5 protein-coding genes and 2 pseudogenes are annotated in these 16,148 nt (G+C 72.5%); all 7 read right to left on the bottom strand.

Annotation, left to right across the window (positions count from 1 at the left end; translation table 11 throughout):
- Window positions 1-12: 12 nt before the first annotated feature.
- Window positions 13-3,006, bottom strand: a pseudogene (locus J7E96_RS11570) (condensation domain-containing protein); the annotation flags it as partial.
- Window positions 3,003-4,259 (bottom strand): MFS transporter, encoded by a 1,257-nt coding sequence (locus J7E96_RS11565; protein ID WP_215130198.1) that lies wholly within the window; start codon window positions 4,257-4,259, stop codon window positions 3,003-3,005. The gene J7E96_RS11565 and the pseudogene J7E96_RS11570, both read right to left, overlap by 4 nt.
- The gene (locus J7E96_RS11560; protein WP_215130196.1) at window positions 4,252-8,331 is read right to left on the bottom strand and encodes a non-ribosomal peptide synthetase; all 4,080 of its coding nucleotides are present in this window, start codon (window positions 8,329-8,331) and stop codon (window positions 4,252-4,254) included. The genes J7E96_RS11565 and J7E96_RS11560 overlap by 8 nt, the downstream gene beginning before the upstream one ends.
- Window positions 8,328-9,614, bottom strand: a complete 1,287-nt coding sequence (locus J7E96_RS11555; RefSeq protein WP_215130194.1) for a MupA/Atu3671 family FMN-dependent luciferase-like monooxygenase — start codon at window positions 9,612-9,614, stop codon at window positions 8,328-8,330. The genes J7E96_RS11560 and J7E96_RS11555 overlap by 4 nt, the downstream gene beginning before the upstream one ends.
- On the bottom strand, window positions 9,607-14,256 hold the full coding sequence (locus J7E96_RS11550) for a beta-ketoacyl synthase N-terminal-like domain-containing protein (RefSeq protein WP_215130192.1): 4,650 nt from the start codon (window positions 14,254-14,256) through the stop codon (window positions 9,607-9,609). The genes J7E96_RS11555 and J7E96_RS11550 overlap by 8 nt, the downstream gene beginning before the upstream one ends.
- Window positions 14,253-15,953, bottom strand: a complete 1,701-nt coding sequence (locus J7E96_RS11545; RefSeq protein WP_251069740.1) for an amino acid adenylation domain-containing protein — start codon at window positions 15,951-15,953, stop codon at window positions 14,253-14,255. The genes J7E96_RS11550 and J7E96_RS11545 overlap by 4 nt, the downstream gene beginning before the upstream one ends.
- A gap of 13 nt (window positions 15,954-15,966) precedes the next feature.
- Window positions 15,967-16,146 (bottom strand): annotated as a pseudogene (locus tag J7E96_RS38725) (AMP-binding protein); the annotation flags it as partial.
- Between the last annotated feature and the right edge of the window lie 2 nt (window positions 16,147-16,148).

The following is a 16,148-nucleotide window of genomic DNA, read 5'->3' as shown; positions in this document are numbered from 1 at the left end:
CACGTCGACCTCGCACTCCAGCGCGGTCCGCAGCCGGTCGCGCAGCCGGATCAGCAGCAGCGAGTTGCCGCCCGCGTCGAAGAAGCTCTCGCCGTGGCCGACCGTGCGGCCGAGCACCTCTCGCCAGGCGGTCGCGACGAGTTGTTCGGTGTCGCTCAGCACCGGCTGAGCCTCGCTGCGCGCCGCCCGCGCCTCGTCGGCGAGCGCCTGCTCCAGCGCCTTGGCGACGGCCGGGCCGTCCGGTCGGCCGCTGGGCAGCAGCGGCAGCTGCTCCAGTACGCCGATCCGGGCGGGCAGCATGTAGCCGGGCAGCAGCTCGCGCAGGTGCGCGCGCAGCTCGTCGGCGGTCGGGGCCGCCCCCGGTCGGGCGGAGACGGCGGCGTCGATGCCGTCGGCCGCCCGCGTCCGTACATGCGCGCGTACGACGCCGGGGTGCGCCAGCAGCGCCGCCTCGATGTCGGCGCCGGCCACCCGCACGCCGCGTACGCGGGCCTGCTCGCCAGCCCTCCCGGAGAACACCAGCCGCCCGTCGGGCGTGTGCCGTGCCAGGTCGCCGGTGGCGAACAGCCGCCCGCCCGGCCGCTTCCCGTACGGGTCGGGCCGGAAGCGCTCCGCCGTGCGACGCGGGTCGTTCAGGTAGCCACGGGTGACGGCGTCGCCCCCGATGTGGAGTTCACCGACGACACCCGGCGGGGCCAGGTCTCCGTTCCCGTCGAGGACGTACGCCGCACAACCCGCCGGAAGCCCGAGCGGCACCGGGTGGCCTGTCCCGTCGGGGAAGGCCGGTCCGCCGACGGCCGGGCCCGCCGTCTCAGCGGCGGTGTAGAGGTGGTGGACCCGGCCGGCCCCGGCGGCGTACGCCGCACGAAGAACGGCCGGGGCGAGGAGCTCACCGCCGAAGAGGACCGTCGCGGGTACGTCGTCCCGGCCGTCGGCAAGGACAGACGGCGCGGCGTACACGGTGGCCGACGAAGCGCCGTCCGGCACGACCGCCCGGCCGCCCGAGGTGAGCGGGGCGAAGAGCTCGAACGCCGCGCCCGGCGAGTCCGGCGGGCTGAGCTGCGCCACCGCGTCCAGCGCCCCGGCGGGCAGCTCCCGGTGGGCCCAGCGAAGGCGGGAGACCAGGTTCCGGTGTTCGGCGAGCACGGCGCGCGGTTCGCCCGTGACACCCGACGTACGCAACACCCAGGCGGCGTTGGCGGGCGACACGGCGGGCAGGGACACGGGCAGGGCATCCCCGGCCGCCTCCGACTCCTCCAGTTCGACCACCCGCACCCGCGTGTGGTCGAACAGCGACGAGCAGTCCAGGTCCGCGAGCACCGTCGTCAGCCCCGCGTCGTCCACGGCCAGCCGCAGCAGGAACGCCGGCAGCTCCGGGTCCAGCGGGACGCACACCCCGCCCGCCTTGAGCACGCCCAGCTGGGCGGCGGCGAGCGCGAACGACTTGGGCGCGCAGACCCCCACCGGGGTCTCCGGCGCGACCCCGTACTCCACCAGCCGTGCAGCCAACCGGGCCGCCACACCCTCCAGTTCGCGGTACGTCCACGTACGCGAGCCTTCCACCACAGCCACCGCGTCCGGCGTACGAGCGACCTGCTCGGCCACCATCGCGTGCAGCACCTCGCCGCCCGCAGACGCCTCGCCCGCCGCGTTCCACTCCTCCACCAGCCGCCGCCGCTCCCCGGCGGTCGGCCGCAGCAGCGCGGAGACCCGCGACGACGGGTCGGCGGCTATGCGCTCCAGTACGGTCCGCAGCCGGACCAGCAGCCGCTCCGCCGTCGCGCCCTCGAAGAGGGCGGTGCGGAAGTCGACCAGGGCCAGCAGGCCCTCGTCCGTCTCGATGGTGTCGATGGCCAGGTCGGTCTTCATGGTCGGCAGCCGCAGCTCCCCCACCGTGAACACCGCGTCCGCCACCCGCCGCACGTACGCGGCCGGCGAGTGCGTGTACATGACCTGGTACAGCGGGTGATAGCTCGGATCACGCGCTGCCCCGAGCCGGTCCATGACCTCGTCGACCGGCAGGTCGGAGTGGTCCAGGGCGTCCAGCAAATCACCGCGCACCTGCCGCAGCAGCTCCCCGAACTCCGGGTCGCCGGACAGGTCGGCGCGCAGCACCACGGGCCGCGTGAGATAGCCGACGAGCCCGGCGCTGTCCGTAGAGTCCCGCCCGGAGACGGCCATGCCGGTGAGGACGTCGGTCCCCCCGTACTGGCTGAGCACCACGTCGCACGCCGCCTTGAGCACCATGAAGAGGCTGCACCGCTTGGTACGGGCGAGCCGCCGCAGCGGCTCCACCACCTCGTGCGGGATCACGGCCGTGCGCCGCTCGCCCTCGTGCCCGCCGCGCGCCGGTCGCGGAGCCGCGAGGGGCAGTTCCAGCACCTCGGGCGAGCCGGCCAGCCGCTGGGTCCAGTACGCCAGGTTCGCCGTCGCGGCGCGCTCGTCCTCCTCCGTACGCCGGGCAAGAAACGCGCCGTACTCCACGGCCGGATCCGGCAGCGGCGACGGGCGCCCCTGCACGAACGCGTCGTACAGCGCTGTCAGTTCGGACGTGAAGACCTCCATCGACGCCCCGTCGAAGACGATGTGGTGTACGCCGACGAGCAGCCGGTGCGTGGTGTCGTCCAGCCGCAGCAGCCGCACCCGCAGCAGCGGACCGCCGTCCACGGCGAACGGCTCACGCGCGAACGCCTCGGCCATCGCCGCCGAGTCGTCCGAGTTCTCCGAGTTCTCCGACGCGTCGACGACCGGCAGGGCAACAGCCGCCGGCGCCCCCACGCACTGCACCGGCTCCCCGTCCGCGCCACGCACGATCCGCGTGCGCAGAGCGGGATGGCGCCGTACGACCTCCTCCAGCGCCCGCCCGAGCGCCGCCGCGTCGAGCGGCCCGTCGATGCCGACGGCGAACGGGATGCTGAAGAAGGGATCGTCCGGCCGCACTTGGGCCAGCGCCCACAGCCGCCGCTGGGCGGGGGTGAGAGGGAGAAACCGCTCGGCGGCCGTCATGAGGCCACCCCCGCCCCCGCCTCGGTCTTGTTCCGGTTACGCACCGAGGCCGCCGCCAGCACCGCCGCGGCCGGCAGCAGCAGCCCGCCCGCCACGATGATCGACGCGGCGATCCCCATCAGGTCGGCCGCCAGCCCGCCCACGACCACACCGAGGATGGTGAAGTTGACCATCAGGGCGTTGAGCAGCCCGACCCCGCGCCCGCGCAGTTCCTCGGGCAGGTCGCTGATCAGGGTGTTGGCCACCGGCACCTGGAAGAGACCGGAGCCAATCCCCGCCACCAGGCACCAGGCCAGTACGACGGACACACCCAGCGAGCCCCCCAGCGAGTCCCGCAGCCAGCCGGTCGGGGCGAGCAGCAGCAGGGACGCGCCGAACAGCACGATCGAGCCGATGAACAGCCCCCGGTCGGAGAACCGGCGTACCAGCGCCGGACCGGTAAGGGCCCCGATCACGCAGCCCGCGCCGAACGCGGCCTGTGCCATGCCGAAGTTGAAGGCGGACAGGTCGAAGACGCTCAGGAGCTGGGAGTTGAGGTTGGTGGTGAAGAGCCCGAGGACCAGCATCACCGGCACCAGGATGACCGCGAGGAAGCGCAGAGAGGGGACAGCGAGCACACCCGAGACACCGGTGCCGAGCGACTTCCAGTACGACTCCCGGCCGCTGTCCGGGCCGGGGACCGGGACCTCACGCAGCACAGCCATGCTGCCCAGCAGCACCGCCGAGACCACGAAGGTGGCCGCGTCGATGACGAAGACGGCGGAGACGCTGCCGAACGCGAGGAGGAGACCGCCCAGGGCGGGGCCCACCAGGTTCAGCGTGTGGTTCGTGGACTGGAAGAGGGCGACCGCCGTCGGGATGCTGTGGCCCCGCACGATCAGCGGGATCGCGGTGATCCGCGCCGTCTCGAAGAACGCCTTGGCGATCCCGGTGAGCAGGATCAGTACGAGCAGCAGCAGCGGCGAATCCCGTACCGGGATCATCGCCAACACCAGCGCCACCCGCACCAGGTCGGAGCCGACCATCAGCCCGCGAGCGGGGAAGCGGTCGGCCAGCGGGCCGACGAACGCCCCCAGCACCCCGGAGGGCAGCAGCTGGGCGATGACCACGAGGGACACGTACAGGACCGGGTTCGAGGTCTCCGTCGCCACCACGTAAATCAGGGTGATCTTGGTGATCGCGTCACCGAGGAAGGACGCGACGACGGCCAGCCAATAGCGGATGTACGTCCGGTCCTTGAGCAGTTCAAGCACTGTCAACCACCTCGTTCAGAATTGTGGCGACGCCCTCGATGTGGGGGTGGCGCATCATCGTGTAGTGGTTGCCTTCGACCACCCGGACGTCAAGCGTGCCGTCGGTCAGTTCGCGCCACGCCTCGGTCGAGTCGTACGTCTCCTCGGCCGCGCGGATCAGGGTGACCCGGCCCTTGACGTGCAGGGGGCGGAAGTTCCAGACGAGCCGCAGGTTGGCGACCCAGAGGTCGAGGATGTCCCGGACCTGCTCGCGGCCGGCGTCCGGCGGCAAGTAGTTGGAGGCGCGGGCGATGGCGAGGAGGTAGTCGAGGTGCTCGTCGGGGGTCATCCCCTTGAGCTCCTCCACGGACTTCAGCGCGTTGCCGTAGTCCCACTGGAGGTTGGCGGCGATGGCCTCGACGATGTCGGCGGGATCGGGCTCGGAGCCCTCCGGGACCTCGGCCGGCGGGTGCGAGTCCATCATGATCACGGACACCTCCGCGCCCGTCTTCTCCAGCTCACCGGCGACGGCGAAGGCGTTCGTACCGCCGTAGCACCAGCCGGCCACCGTGTACGGGCCCTCGGGCTGCACTTCGCGGATCAGCTCCGCGTACGCCGCCGCGCGCGCCCCGAAGTCGGCGTACGGCAGGACTCCGTCGACCGGTGGGGGCGACGCCAGGGCGTACAGCGGCCGGTCACCGCCGTCCATGAGCCCGGCGAACGGCATGTAGCAGACGACCTCGCTGCCCGCCGGGTGGGCGAAGAAGACGGGGGTGCCGGTGGTGCCGGAGCCGATCTCCACGAGGTGTACGTCCGCCTCGTCCTGGTAACCGTCGCGCAGCATGCGCGCGAACCGCTCGACCGTGGCGCCCCGGAAGATCGCCGCCATCGGCAGCTGCTGCCCGAAGCGCTTCTCGATCTCGGCCATCAGCCGTAGTACCAGCAGGGAGTGGCCGCCGAGGTCGAAGAACCGGTCGTGCAGACCGATGGGCTTGACCCCCAGCACCTCCTCCCAGATGTGCGCGACTTCGAGCTCGACCGCGTCGCGCGGCGGCACGTAACTCGCCGCGTCCCGCTCGATGACGGGCTCGGGGAGGGCACGGCGGTCGATCTTGCCGCTGGTGTTGAGCGGGAAGGCGTCCAGGGCGACGATCGCGGACGGGACCATGTAGTCGGGCAGGAAGCGGCGCAGGTGCTCGCGCAGCTCCTCGACGCCGGGAGCGGCACCCTCGCCACCGTCCGCCGCCACCACGTATCCGGTCAGCCGCTTGTCCCCCGGCCGGTCCTCCCGTACGAGGGCGACCGCGCGGCGCACCGCCGGGTGCTCCTCCAGCCGGGCCTCGATCTCGCCCAGTTCGATGCGGAAGCCGCGCAGCTTGACCTGGCCGTCGTCGCGGCCGAGGAAGACGAGCGTGCCGTCCTCCCGCAGCCGCGCCTTGTCGCCCGTCGCGTACAGCCGCGCGCCGGGCCGGCCGCCGAACGGGTCGGGTACGAACCGCTCGGCGGTCAGCGCGGGCCGCCCACGGTAGCCACGAGCGACCCCCGTGCCGCCCAGGTACAGGTCGCCGGGCATGCCCACCGGGACCGGCTCCAGGCGCTCGTCGAGTACGTACACCTGCGTGTTGTCGAGCGGGCGGCCGATGGAGACCTGCTCGGTGCCGCTGTCGAGGCGGTGGGCGGTGGACCAGATGGTCGTCTCGGTGGGGCCGTAGACGTTCCAGGTACGCCCGGGCTCGCGGACGAGCTGCTCGGCCAGCGCCGGGGGCAGCGCCTCGCCGCCGACCAGGACCCGCAGCGAGCCGTCGTTGCGCCAGCCCGCCTCCACCAGGAGCTGCCAGGTGGCCGGAGTGGCCTGCATGACGGTGGCGGCCGTCTCGGCGAGCAGGGCGGCCAGGCGGCGGCCGTCGACCGCCTCCTCCTTGCGTACGACGTGCATCCGGGCCCCGCTGATGAGCGGCGCGTACAGCTCCAGGCCCGCGATGTCGAAGGTGACCGGGGTGACGGCGGTGAGGGTGTCACCGGCGCCGAGGCCGGTTTCGGCGGCCATCGCCAGCAGGAGGTTGGAAAGGTTCCGGTGGGTGACTTCGACGCCCTTGGGGCGGCCGGTGGACCCGGAGGTGTAGATGACGTACGCCAGCCGGTCCTCGCCGGCGCCGACCGCCGCCGGGACGGCCGGAGCGGCGGCGACAGCCTCGGCGTCGGTGTCCAGGCAGATCCGCTCACCGGGGCAGTCCGCGAGGCTGTCCAGCAGCCCCGACCGCGTCAGCAGGAACTTCGCGTCCGCGTCACCGGTCATGGTGGCCAGGCGCTGCGCCGGATATCCCGCGTCCAGCGGCAGATAGGCGCCACCCGAGATGACGACGCCGAGCAGGGCGACCACCAGGTCGGTGGAACGCTCCAGGCAGACCCCGACGACGGTCTCGGGTACCACGCCCCGCTGCTGGAGGTACGAGGCCAGCCGACCCGCCCGGTCCAGCAGTTCGGCGTACGTCAGCTGCTCGTCGCCGCAGGAGACGGCGACCGCGTCGGGAGTGGCCGCAGCCTGACGACGTACCAGAACATCCAGGGACGCACCCGGCTCGCGCGCCGCCTCGGTCCGGTTCCACTCGACCAGGAGCATGCGCGCCTCGTCCGGCCCGAGCAGCGACAGGTCACGCACCGCGCGCCCCGCGTCCTCGGACATCTGCTCCAGCAGCCGTACGATCTGCCGGGCCATCCGGGCCATCGTGCTCTCGTCGAACAGGTCGGTGTTGTACTCCAGCACGCCGTGGAAGTGGTCGTCCGCGAGCGCCGGGTCGTCGAAGAAGCCCAGCATCACGTCGTCCTTGGCGGTGGCGTTGTCGAGCATCAGCTCCTCGACGGTCAGCCCGGCCATCGGGGTCTCGTCCTCGTGGAGGAAGTCCACGAGGATGAACGACGTCTGGTAGATCGGCGTACGGCTCGGGTCGCGGTCCAGGTCCAGCTCGTCCAGCAGCGTCCCGAACGGGATGTCGTGGTGGTCGAAGGCGCCCATCATGGTGGTGCGGGTCGCCTGGAGCAGTTCCCGTACGGTCATCCCCGGCCGGACCGTGGTGCGCAGCGGCAGCATGGTCAGGAAGTAGCCGATCATCGGCTCGGTCTCGGGCCTGCTGCGGGTCGACGAGGTGGTGCCGACCACGATGTCCTGCTGCCCGGTGAGCCGGTGCAGGATCAACTGCCAGGCTGCCAGCAGTGCGATGTTGACGGTCACGTCCTCGCGCTTGGCGAGGTCGCGGATCGCCTGCGTCAGCTCCGGGGTGAGCGGGAACTGGTAGCGGGCACCGTTCGCCGTCTGGAGCGGCGGGCGGGGCCGGTCGGTCGGCAGCTCCAGCACCAGGTCGGCGCCTTCGAGCTGCTTCTTCCAGTACGGCAGGTGCTTTCGCTGGACCTCCTCGCGCAGCCACTGCGGCTGCCACTCGGAGTAGTCCGGGTAGTGCACCTCGATCGGGGGCAGCTGCGGCTCGCGGCCGGTCGCGAAGGCCGTATAGAACTCCGCGATCTCGGCGTTGAAGAGGCCCATCGACCCGCGGTCCCAGACGAGGTGGTCGACCGTGCCGACCAAGACGTGCTCGCGGTCACCGAGGCGCAGCAGGGCGATCCGCAGCAGTGGGCCCTTCACCAGGTCGAACGGCTTGCGCAGCTCCTCCGTCGCGAGCCGCATCATCTCGTCCTCGCGCCGGTCAGCCGGCACTGACCGCAGGTCCTGGTGGTCCAGCGGCACCGCCATGGAGTCGTGGATCACCTGGACGGGCGCGTGCCCGTCCTGCTCGAAGGTCGTACGCATCGCCTCGTGCCTCTGCACGAAGGCGTCCACGGCGCGCTGGAGTGCGTCCGTGTCCAGCTCACCGTGCAACCGGGAGGCGAAGTACACGTTGTAGACGGGGTCTTCGGGGTCGAACTGGTGGATCAGCCAGATGCGTTCCTGGTCCACGGTGAGCGGTACGCGGTTCTCCCGCTGCCGCCTCGGAATCGGCGCGTTGGTGACGGTGCTGGTGCTGCGCTCGCGCATACGGCGGTCGAGAAGTGCGCGCTGGGCGGGGGTCAGGCCGGCCAGCCGGTCTGCGAGTCCGGTCACGACTGCTCTCCTTCGGTCTCGCCCCGGTGCCGGTAGCGGTCCTTGAGTTCGGTGAGGTGATCGAGGCCCTTGAGGACCTGGCCGGGGTCGAGCCCGAAGTCGACGAGGCAGGCGACCTCGTCGACGCCGATGTCCACCAGGTCCTCGATCAGGGACTCGCACTTGTCGGGCGTGCCGAGCAGCGCCAGCGTGTCGAAGTAGCGCTCGAAGGTGGCGTTGAGCATGACGTCGCGCTCAGCGTCGTTCAGCTTCGAGAACTCGCTGCCGAAGCTGTCCTGCTGCTCCAGGAACGTCTTCAGATACGCGGTCAGCGGCCCCCGCACGCTTTCCCTCGCCTCCTCGTTGTCCGAGCCGACGAAGGTGTGCACCATCGCGGTGACCCGGCCCTCGGCCGGGTCGTACCCGGCCTTGGCGAGCGCGTCGCGGTAGGCGGCGGTCTTGTCCTTCAGGTCGGCGGGGCGCTGGGCGACCAGGCCGGTCAGCACGTACGCGCCGATCTCCCCGGCCCGTACGAACGTCTCGATGCTGCCCTGCGCCGACACCCACACCGGGAGCTTCGGCTGGAGTGGGCGCGGAAGCGTGCGTACGGACTGCAACGAACCGTCCGCGCGCGGCAGTTCGACGCTCTCGCCCGCCCACAGCCGCTGGATGGTGTCGATCGACTCGAACATCTCGTCCTTGCGGCGCGGGTAGCGCTGCTGCCCGTCGCCCGGCGCGAGGAGGAAGTCGTCCGGGTGCCAGCCGGAGGCGGCGGAGATCGCGGCCCGGCCGCCGGACAGGTTGTCGACGACCGCCCACTCCTCTGCCACCCGCACGGGGTGGTGCAGGGGCAGGACGCAGCTACCCGCGCGGATCTGGATGTTCTCAGTCAGTACGGCGATGGCGGAGGCCAGCAGCGACGGGTTCGGGTAGAGGCCGCCGAAGTCGACGAAGTGGCGCTCGGGGACCCAGATGCCGTCGAAGCCGTTCGCGTCGGCGTGGCGGGCGCTGTCCAGCAGCAGCTGGTACTTGCCGGGGCCCTTGGCCGTACCGTCGCCGGAGAAGAAGAAGAGGCTGAAGTCCATGGTGCTGCCGGGGCGCCGGGTGCGGCGCGGCGTTTCGCTCTTCGCCGCCGCCTTCTCAGCGGAACCCGAGTCCACGGCCGACGGCGCCTTGACGTTGCGCTCGCGCATGGACCGTTCCAGTACGGCGCGCTGCTCGGGGGAGAGCGAGGACAGCCGCTCCTTGAGCTTGCGCGCGACCTCGGACTCGTCGGACTTCGTCTGCGACTGCTCGTCAGACATGGTCGTCACCCTTCAGCTTTGCCTCGGCCTCACCGGCGGAGAGGCTCTCGACCTCGCGCAGCAATGCCTCGAACTCGTCCAGGCCGATCGATTCGGCCTGGTGGGAGCGGATCGCGGCGGCCAGTCCCGGAACGGTCGGCGCCTCGAATACGGCGCTCATCGGGAAGTCGCCGTGGGCCTGCCGCAGCCGCCCGACGATCTGGATGGCGAACAGCGAGTTGCCGCCCAGGTCGTAGAAGTCGTCGTCGGGTCCGATGGGCGAAACGCCGAGCATCTCGTGCCACACCCGGGCCACGGACTGAGCGAGTTCGTCGTCCGGCCACACCGTCGCCGGGTCCCAGTCGTCGTCGGTACGGGCCCGGCCGCCGCCGAGCGAGTCGGTGAACGAGGTCGCGGTCAGCCCGGACTGGTCGGCCAGTACGTCCTGGAAGTCGGCCCTGGAGACCACGACCTGCGGGAGCCCGCCGGACAGGGCCGCCCGCGCGAGTGCCAGTCCGTCGGCGGCCGGGATGCCCTGGGACAGGCGCAGCCGCTCGTACAGCTCCCGCACCTCCGGCAGGCCCGCCATCTGCTGCTCGAACCAGTCGTCCCAGTCCCACTGCGACCAGTCGACGGTGACGGTGGGCCGGCCGGCGGCGGTGGCCGCCTGGGCGAACGCGTCGAGGAAGGTGGAGGCCGCGCAGTTCTCGGCCTGGCCGAAGCCGCCGACGATGCCGGTGGTGGCGGAGGCGGTGAGGAAGAAGTCGAGCCCGTCACCCGCCAGCAGCTCGTCCATCAGCAGGGTGGACCTCACCCGCGCCGCCAGTACGGCGTCGAAGTCGTCCCGCGTCTTGAGCGCCGTCAGGCCGGAGCCCCGGTCGTCGGCCAGGTGCAGTACGCCGTTGACGGCGCCCAGCACGCTACGGGCCTCCTCGACGGTGGCGCGCGCCTGGCCGGGGTCGGCCAGGTCGGCGGCGCGGTAGACGACGGTGTCGGGGTGCGCGGCGCGCAGGGCGGCGAGCCTGGTGACCCGGTTGCGTACGCGGTCGTCGTCACCGGCGGCCCCGCTCTGCCAGGCGTCCCACTCGCTCTCGGCGGGGAAGCCCGGGTCGCCGACGAGGACGACCCTGGCCCCGCTCGCGGCGATCTGCTCGGCGAAGGTCAGCCCGGTTTCGCCGGACGCGCCGGTGACGAGGTACCCGGCGCCCTCGCGCCAGGCCCGCCCGGTGGGTACGGCGGCCAGCTCGACCGGCGCGAAGGCCCGCAGGAGGCGCTGGGCGCCCCGGTAGGCGACGAGGTTTTCGCGCCCCTCGCCCGCGAGCTCCGCACCGAGCTGCGCGGTGAGGCGGGTACGGGCGTCGCCGTCGCCGGGGCGGACGACGTCGACGCTGCGGCAGGTGAGCCAGGCGTACTCCTGCGGCAGCACGGTGACCGCGCCGTACAGGGTGGCCCGCTCGGGCCGGACCACGGCCGAACCGTGCGCGTCCTGAAGGCTGTCGGTGAGTACGTCGATCCGCACCGGCCGGTCCTCACCGGTCTCGCCGAGCGCCTGGGCGAGGGAGACGAGGCTGTGGAAACCGGTGTCCAGGCCGGAGGCATAGCGGCGTACCGCATCACCGCAGTCCTCCCCTTCACCCGTCACTGCCCAAGCGTGCAGGACACGATCCGGGGCCGCGCCCGCCTGCCGCAGCTCCTTGACGACCTGGCCGAGGTGGCCCGCGTCGGCGGGGTCGGCGTCGAAGGCATGGTCGGAGGTACGGGCGTACGCCGCCGCCTTGTGCACGGTCGTGACGGTGTGGCCGCGCTCGCGCAGGGCGGCGGTCAGCCCGTCGGTGAGACCGGCGCCGTCCGCGAGGACGAGCCAGCTGAGCGGACCCTGTGTGTCCGGTTCCTCCGCCTGCGGCAGCGGTGCGCGGTGCCAGACGGGGGCGTACGTCCACCGCTTGGGGTCGGTACGTACGTTCCCGGCGCCGGCGGCGGCCTCCGGCTTCGGCAGCAGGTAACCGCGTCCGGCAAACGGGTAGGCGGGCAGCGGCACCCGGCGCCGGGCCCGGTCGCCGTGCAGGGCGGCCCAGTCGACGGCCACACCGTGCCGCCACAGCTCGGCCAGCCCCTCGCGTACGGTGCGGGGTTCGGCGGCGGACTGCTCCTCGGCCTCGCCGCGCGGCTTGCGCAGCAGGGTGACGACGGGCGACGGCTCCGGGTGGATCCGCACGAGGCCGCTGAGCTGGCTGCCGGGCCCGGCCTCGACGAGGACCACATCACCGCGTTCGGCAAGGGCGGTGATCCCGTCGGAGAAGCGAACGGGCCGGCGGGTGTGGGCGACCCAGTACTCGGGATCGGTGGCCTGCTCGTCCGTGATCCAGGTGCCCGTCACGTTGGACAGGAAGGGGATCTGCGGCGTGTTCAGCCGCACCGAGCGCAGCACCTCGGCGAGACCGGGCAGGGCCGGCTCGACCAGCGCGGTGTGGAAGGCGTGCGAGGTCTCCAGCTCCCGTACGGACACTCCCTGGGCCTCAAGCACCCGGCGCGCCTCGGCAACCTCCTCGGGCGTACCGGCGACGACGCAGGAGGCCGGCGCGTTGACGGCGGCGACGGTGGCGGTCAGGCCGTCCAGCGCCTTGGTCAGCGACGCCTCGTCCAGCAGTACGGACAGCATCCGGCCGGGGGCGAGTTCCTGCATGAGCGCGGCGCGCCGGGCGACGACGCGCAGCGCGTCCTCCAGGCTGAACACCCCGGACAGGCACGCTGATACGAGCTCGCCGAGGCTGTGCCCGGTCATGGCGTCGGGGCGTACGCCCCACGACATGAGCAACTGGGCGACGGCGTAGTCGATGCTGAAGACGGTGGGCTGGGTGTAGAGGGTCTGCCGCAGCCGCTCCTTGGCCTCGCCCCCGTCGGCGGCGAAGGCCACCTCGCGGACGTCCCAGCCGAGGTGGGGCAGGAGGATGTCGGCGCACCGGTCGAGCGCGTCACGGAACACCGGCTCGGTGCGGTACAGCTCCGCGCCCATGCCCGCGTACTGGGCGCCCTGCCCGGGGAAGACGAACACGACGTCGGGTGCGGTGTCCGGCGCGGCGGCCACGGCACCGACGGCCCGCTCCAGCGCGGCAGCGGCACCGTCACGGCTACCGGCAACGACCGTACGCCGATACGGGAAGTCGGCACGCCCGAGCTGCAGGGTGTAGGCGATGTCGGCGAGCCCGGCGGTGGACTCCTCCGTCGTGAGCGCCGTCGCGAGGCGCGCGGCGGCGGCGTCCAGTGCTTCGGGCGTACGGGCCGAAAGGGGCAGCGCGTGCCAGTCGTCGCCCTCCGCGGGCTCGGTGGCCGGCGTAACAACGGGCGCCGCTTCGAGGACAACGTGCGCGTTGGTGCCGCCGATACCGAAGGCGCTCACCCCCGCGCGCGGCGGCAGCTCCGTCGCGGGCCACGGCACGCCCTCGCCGTTGACCGTGAAGGGGCCCTTGTCGAGGGAGAGCCGGGGGTTCGGGCTGCGGAAGTGGGCCGTCGGCGGGATGAAGCGGTGCTCCAGCGCCAGCGTCGCCTTGATCAGGCCGGTCACACCGGCCGCCGCGTCCAGGTGGCCGACGTTGGACTTCACGGAGCCCAGGCAGACCGACCCGGCGGCCGCGTCCGGGCCGAACGCCTCCGTCAGCGCCTGGACCTCGATCGGGTCGCCGAGCGGGGTCGCGGTGCCGTGCGCCTCGACGTACTGGACCGTGCGCGGCTCGACCCCGGCGACAGCCAGCGCCTCCGAGATCACCTCGGCCTGGCCGTGCGGCGACGGGGCGGTGAAACCGATCTTGGCGGAGCCGTCGTTGTTGACCGCGCTGCCCCGGATCACCGCGTGGATGTGGTCGCCGTCGGCGACCGCGTCCTCCAGCCGCTTGAGGACCACCAGGGCCACACCATCACCGGAGACGGTCCCGGAGGCGTCGGCGTCGAACGGCCGGCAGTGGCCGTCCGTCGAGAGGATCGCCCCCTCCTCGTACCGGTAGCCGCGCGGCTCGAACTCGCGCACCGCGACACCGCCCGCCAGCGCCAGGTCCGACTCCCGGCTGAGCAGCGACTGCACCGCCAGATGAACCGTCACCAGCGACGACGAACACGCACTCTGCACGGTGAAGCTCGGCCCGGTCAGACCGAGCTTGTACGAGACCCGCAGCGCGAGCATGCCGGGGTCGTTGCCGATCGCCACCTGGATCTCGTCCGAGATCCGGCCGTCGCCCGAGCCGCCGCGCGACGCGATCCGCTCCTGGAGGTAGCCGCTCCCCGACGTCCCGGCGAACACACCGGTCCGCCCCTCGAACGCCTTCGCCGGGTACCCGGCCCGCTCCAGCGCCTGCCAGGCGGTCTCCAGCAGCAACCGGTGCTGCGGGTCCATGAGTTCGGCCTCGGACCGGGTGACACCGAAGAAGTCGGCGTCGAAGCGGTCGAACCCGTCCACCGGGAAACCGGACTTCACATACGCCGGGTCGCTCAGCAGTTCCGCGGAAACCCCGGCCGCCGCCAGCTCCTCGTCGGAGTAGGACGTACGCCCCTCCCCGCCCGCCGCCACCATGCGCCACAGCTCGTCGACGTCCGCGGCGCCCGGGAAGCGGCCGCTCATCGCGATGATGGCCACGGCCTGCTCGGGCAGTGGCAGATCCGTCTCGTACGTCATGCGTTCTTCTCCCCGTGCGGGTGGGATGCGGACCGGCTGTCGTCGCCGGTGTCGTGCTGTACGGCGAGCAGCTCGTCCAGGGCGCTCGCGAGTTCCCGTACCGTCGGCCGGTCGAAGAACATCCGCAGCGTCGCGCCGACGCCGAGCTGTTCCTTGGTGAGGGCAACGGCTTCGGTGGCGAGCATCGAGTGGCCGCCGAGTTCGAAGAAGTCGTCGTCCAGTCCCACCCGGTCGACCGCGAGAACCCCGGCCCAGATGTCGGCGAGGGCCTTCTCGACGGGGGTGCCGGGCGCCGCGAACTCCGCGTCCAGCTCGGGGCGTACCGCTTCAGGAGCGGGCAGCGCGCGCCGGTCGACCTTGCCGTTGGGGGTCAGCGGGAGCCGGTCCAGGACGACGTACACATTCGGCAGCATGTACTCGGGCAGCGTCAGCGACAGGTGCTCGCGCAGTTCGGAGGGTCCGGCGGGTGTCCCGGCCGCGGCGACCCAGTACGCGACCAGCCGCGGGTCTCCGGCCGCGTCCTGGTCGACGACCACGACGGTGTCGCGGACGGCGGGGTGGCGGGTGAGGGCGGTCTCGATCTCGCCGAGCTCGATGCGATAGCCGCGGATCTTCACCTGGTGGTCCAGGCGGCCCAGGTACTCGTGGTCGCCGCCGGCCGCGCGCCGCGCGCTGTCGCCCGAGCGGTACCGGCGGGCGCCCGGCACGGCCGCGTCCGGGTCGGGCAGGAAGCGCTCGGCGGTGAGGGAGGGGCGGCCCAGGTAGCCGCGGGCCACGCCCGCGCCACCGACGTACAGCTCGCCGGCCTCGCCGTCCGCCGCCCGCTCGCCGTCCGCGCCGAGCACGTCCAGCGTCCAGCCGCCGATGGCGCCGCCGATCATGCTGCCCGCCGCGCCGTCGAGATCGGCCGAGGTCATCCGGCGGTAGGTGGAGTGCACGGTGGTCTCGGTGATCCCGTACATGTTCACCAGGGCCGGCACCTCGTCGCCGTGCCGCGCGATCCATGGCCGCAGCATCTCGGGCGGCAGCGTCTCCCCGGCGAAGACGACCAGCCGCAGCGACGCGAGTGCGGCCAAGGACCCGTGGCCGGCGGCGTACTCCTCCTCGTACCGCACGAGCTGCCGGAAGGCGGCCGGAGTCTGGTTGAGCACGGTGACGCCCTCGCGGTGCAGCAGCGCGTGCAACTCCTGCGGCGCCCGCCGCACTTCGTCCGGTACGACGACCAGCCGGCCGCCGTGCAGCAGGGCGCCCCACATCTCCCACACGGAGACGTCGAACGCGGCCGACGCGCACATCGACCACACGTCGTCCGGCCCGAAGCCGAACCGGTCACGGACGCCGCTCAGCAGGCCCGTCACATTGCGGTGCTCGATCATGACGCCCTTGGGGGTGCCGGTAGAGCCGCTGGTGTAGATGACGTACGCGAGACTCGCCGGACCGGTGCCGGGCTCTTCGGGGGCGGTCCGCGGGTACGCCGTCAGGTCGACGCCGCCGCCGGATCCGCCGATCAGCACGGTGTGCGCGGCGCGCAGCCCGCGCCCGGCCGTGTCCGCATCCGTCAGCAGGACGGCGGCCCCCGCGTCGCTGAGCGTGAAGCGCAGCCGCTCGTCCGGCGCCGAGGGGTCGAGCGGTACGTACGCCCCGCCCGCCTTGAGCACCGCGAGCAGCGCCGTCACCAGCGAGGTGGTGCGCTCCATTGCAGACGGCGGCCGGCACTTCGGGGCCGACGCCGAGGGTACGCAGGTGGTGGGCGAGCCGGTTGGCGTCGCGCTCCAGCTCGCGGTACGTCAGCCGGCCGTCGCGGCCGGTCACGGCGACGGCGTCGCCGCGCGCTGCCGCCTGCCGTGCGAACCACGCGTCGATGGTCGCCGGGGGTGCGTGTGTGGCCATTT

Origin of the sequence: Streptomyces sp. ISL-96, from assembly GCF_018614035.1 — a bacterium.
Lineage (GTDB): Bacteria > Actinomycetota > Actinomycetes > Streptomycetales > Streptomycetaceae > Streptomyces.
This window is presented reverse-complemented; position numbering and strand designations above follow the sequence as displayed.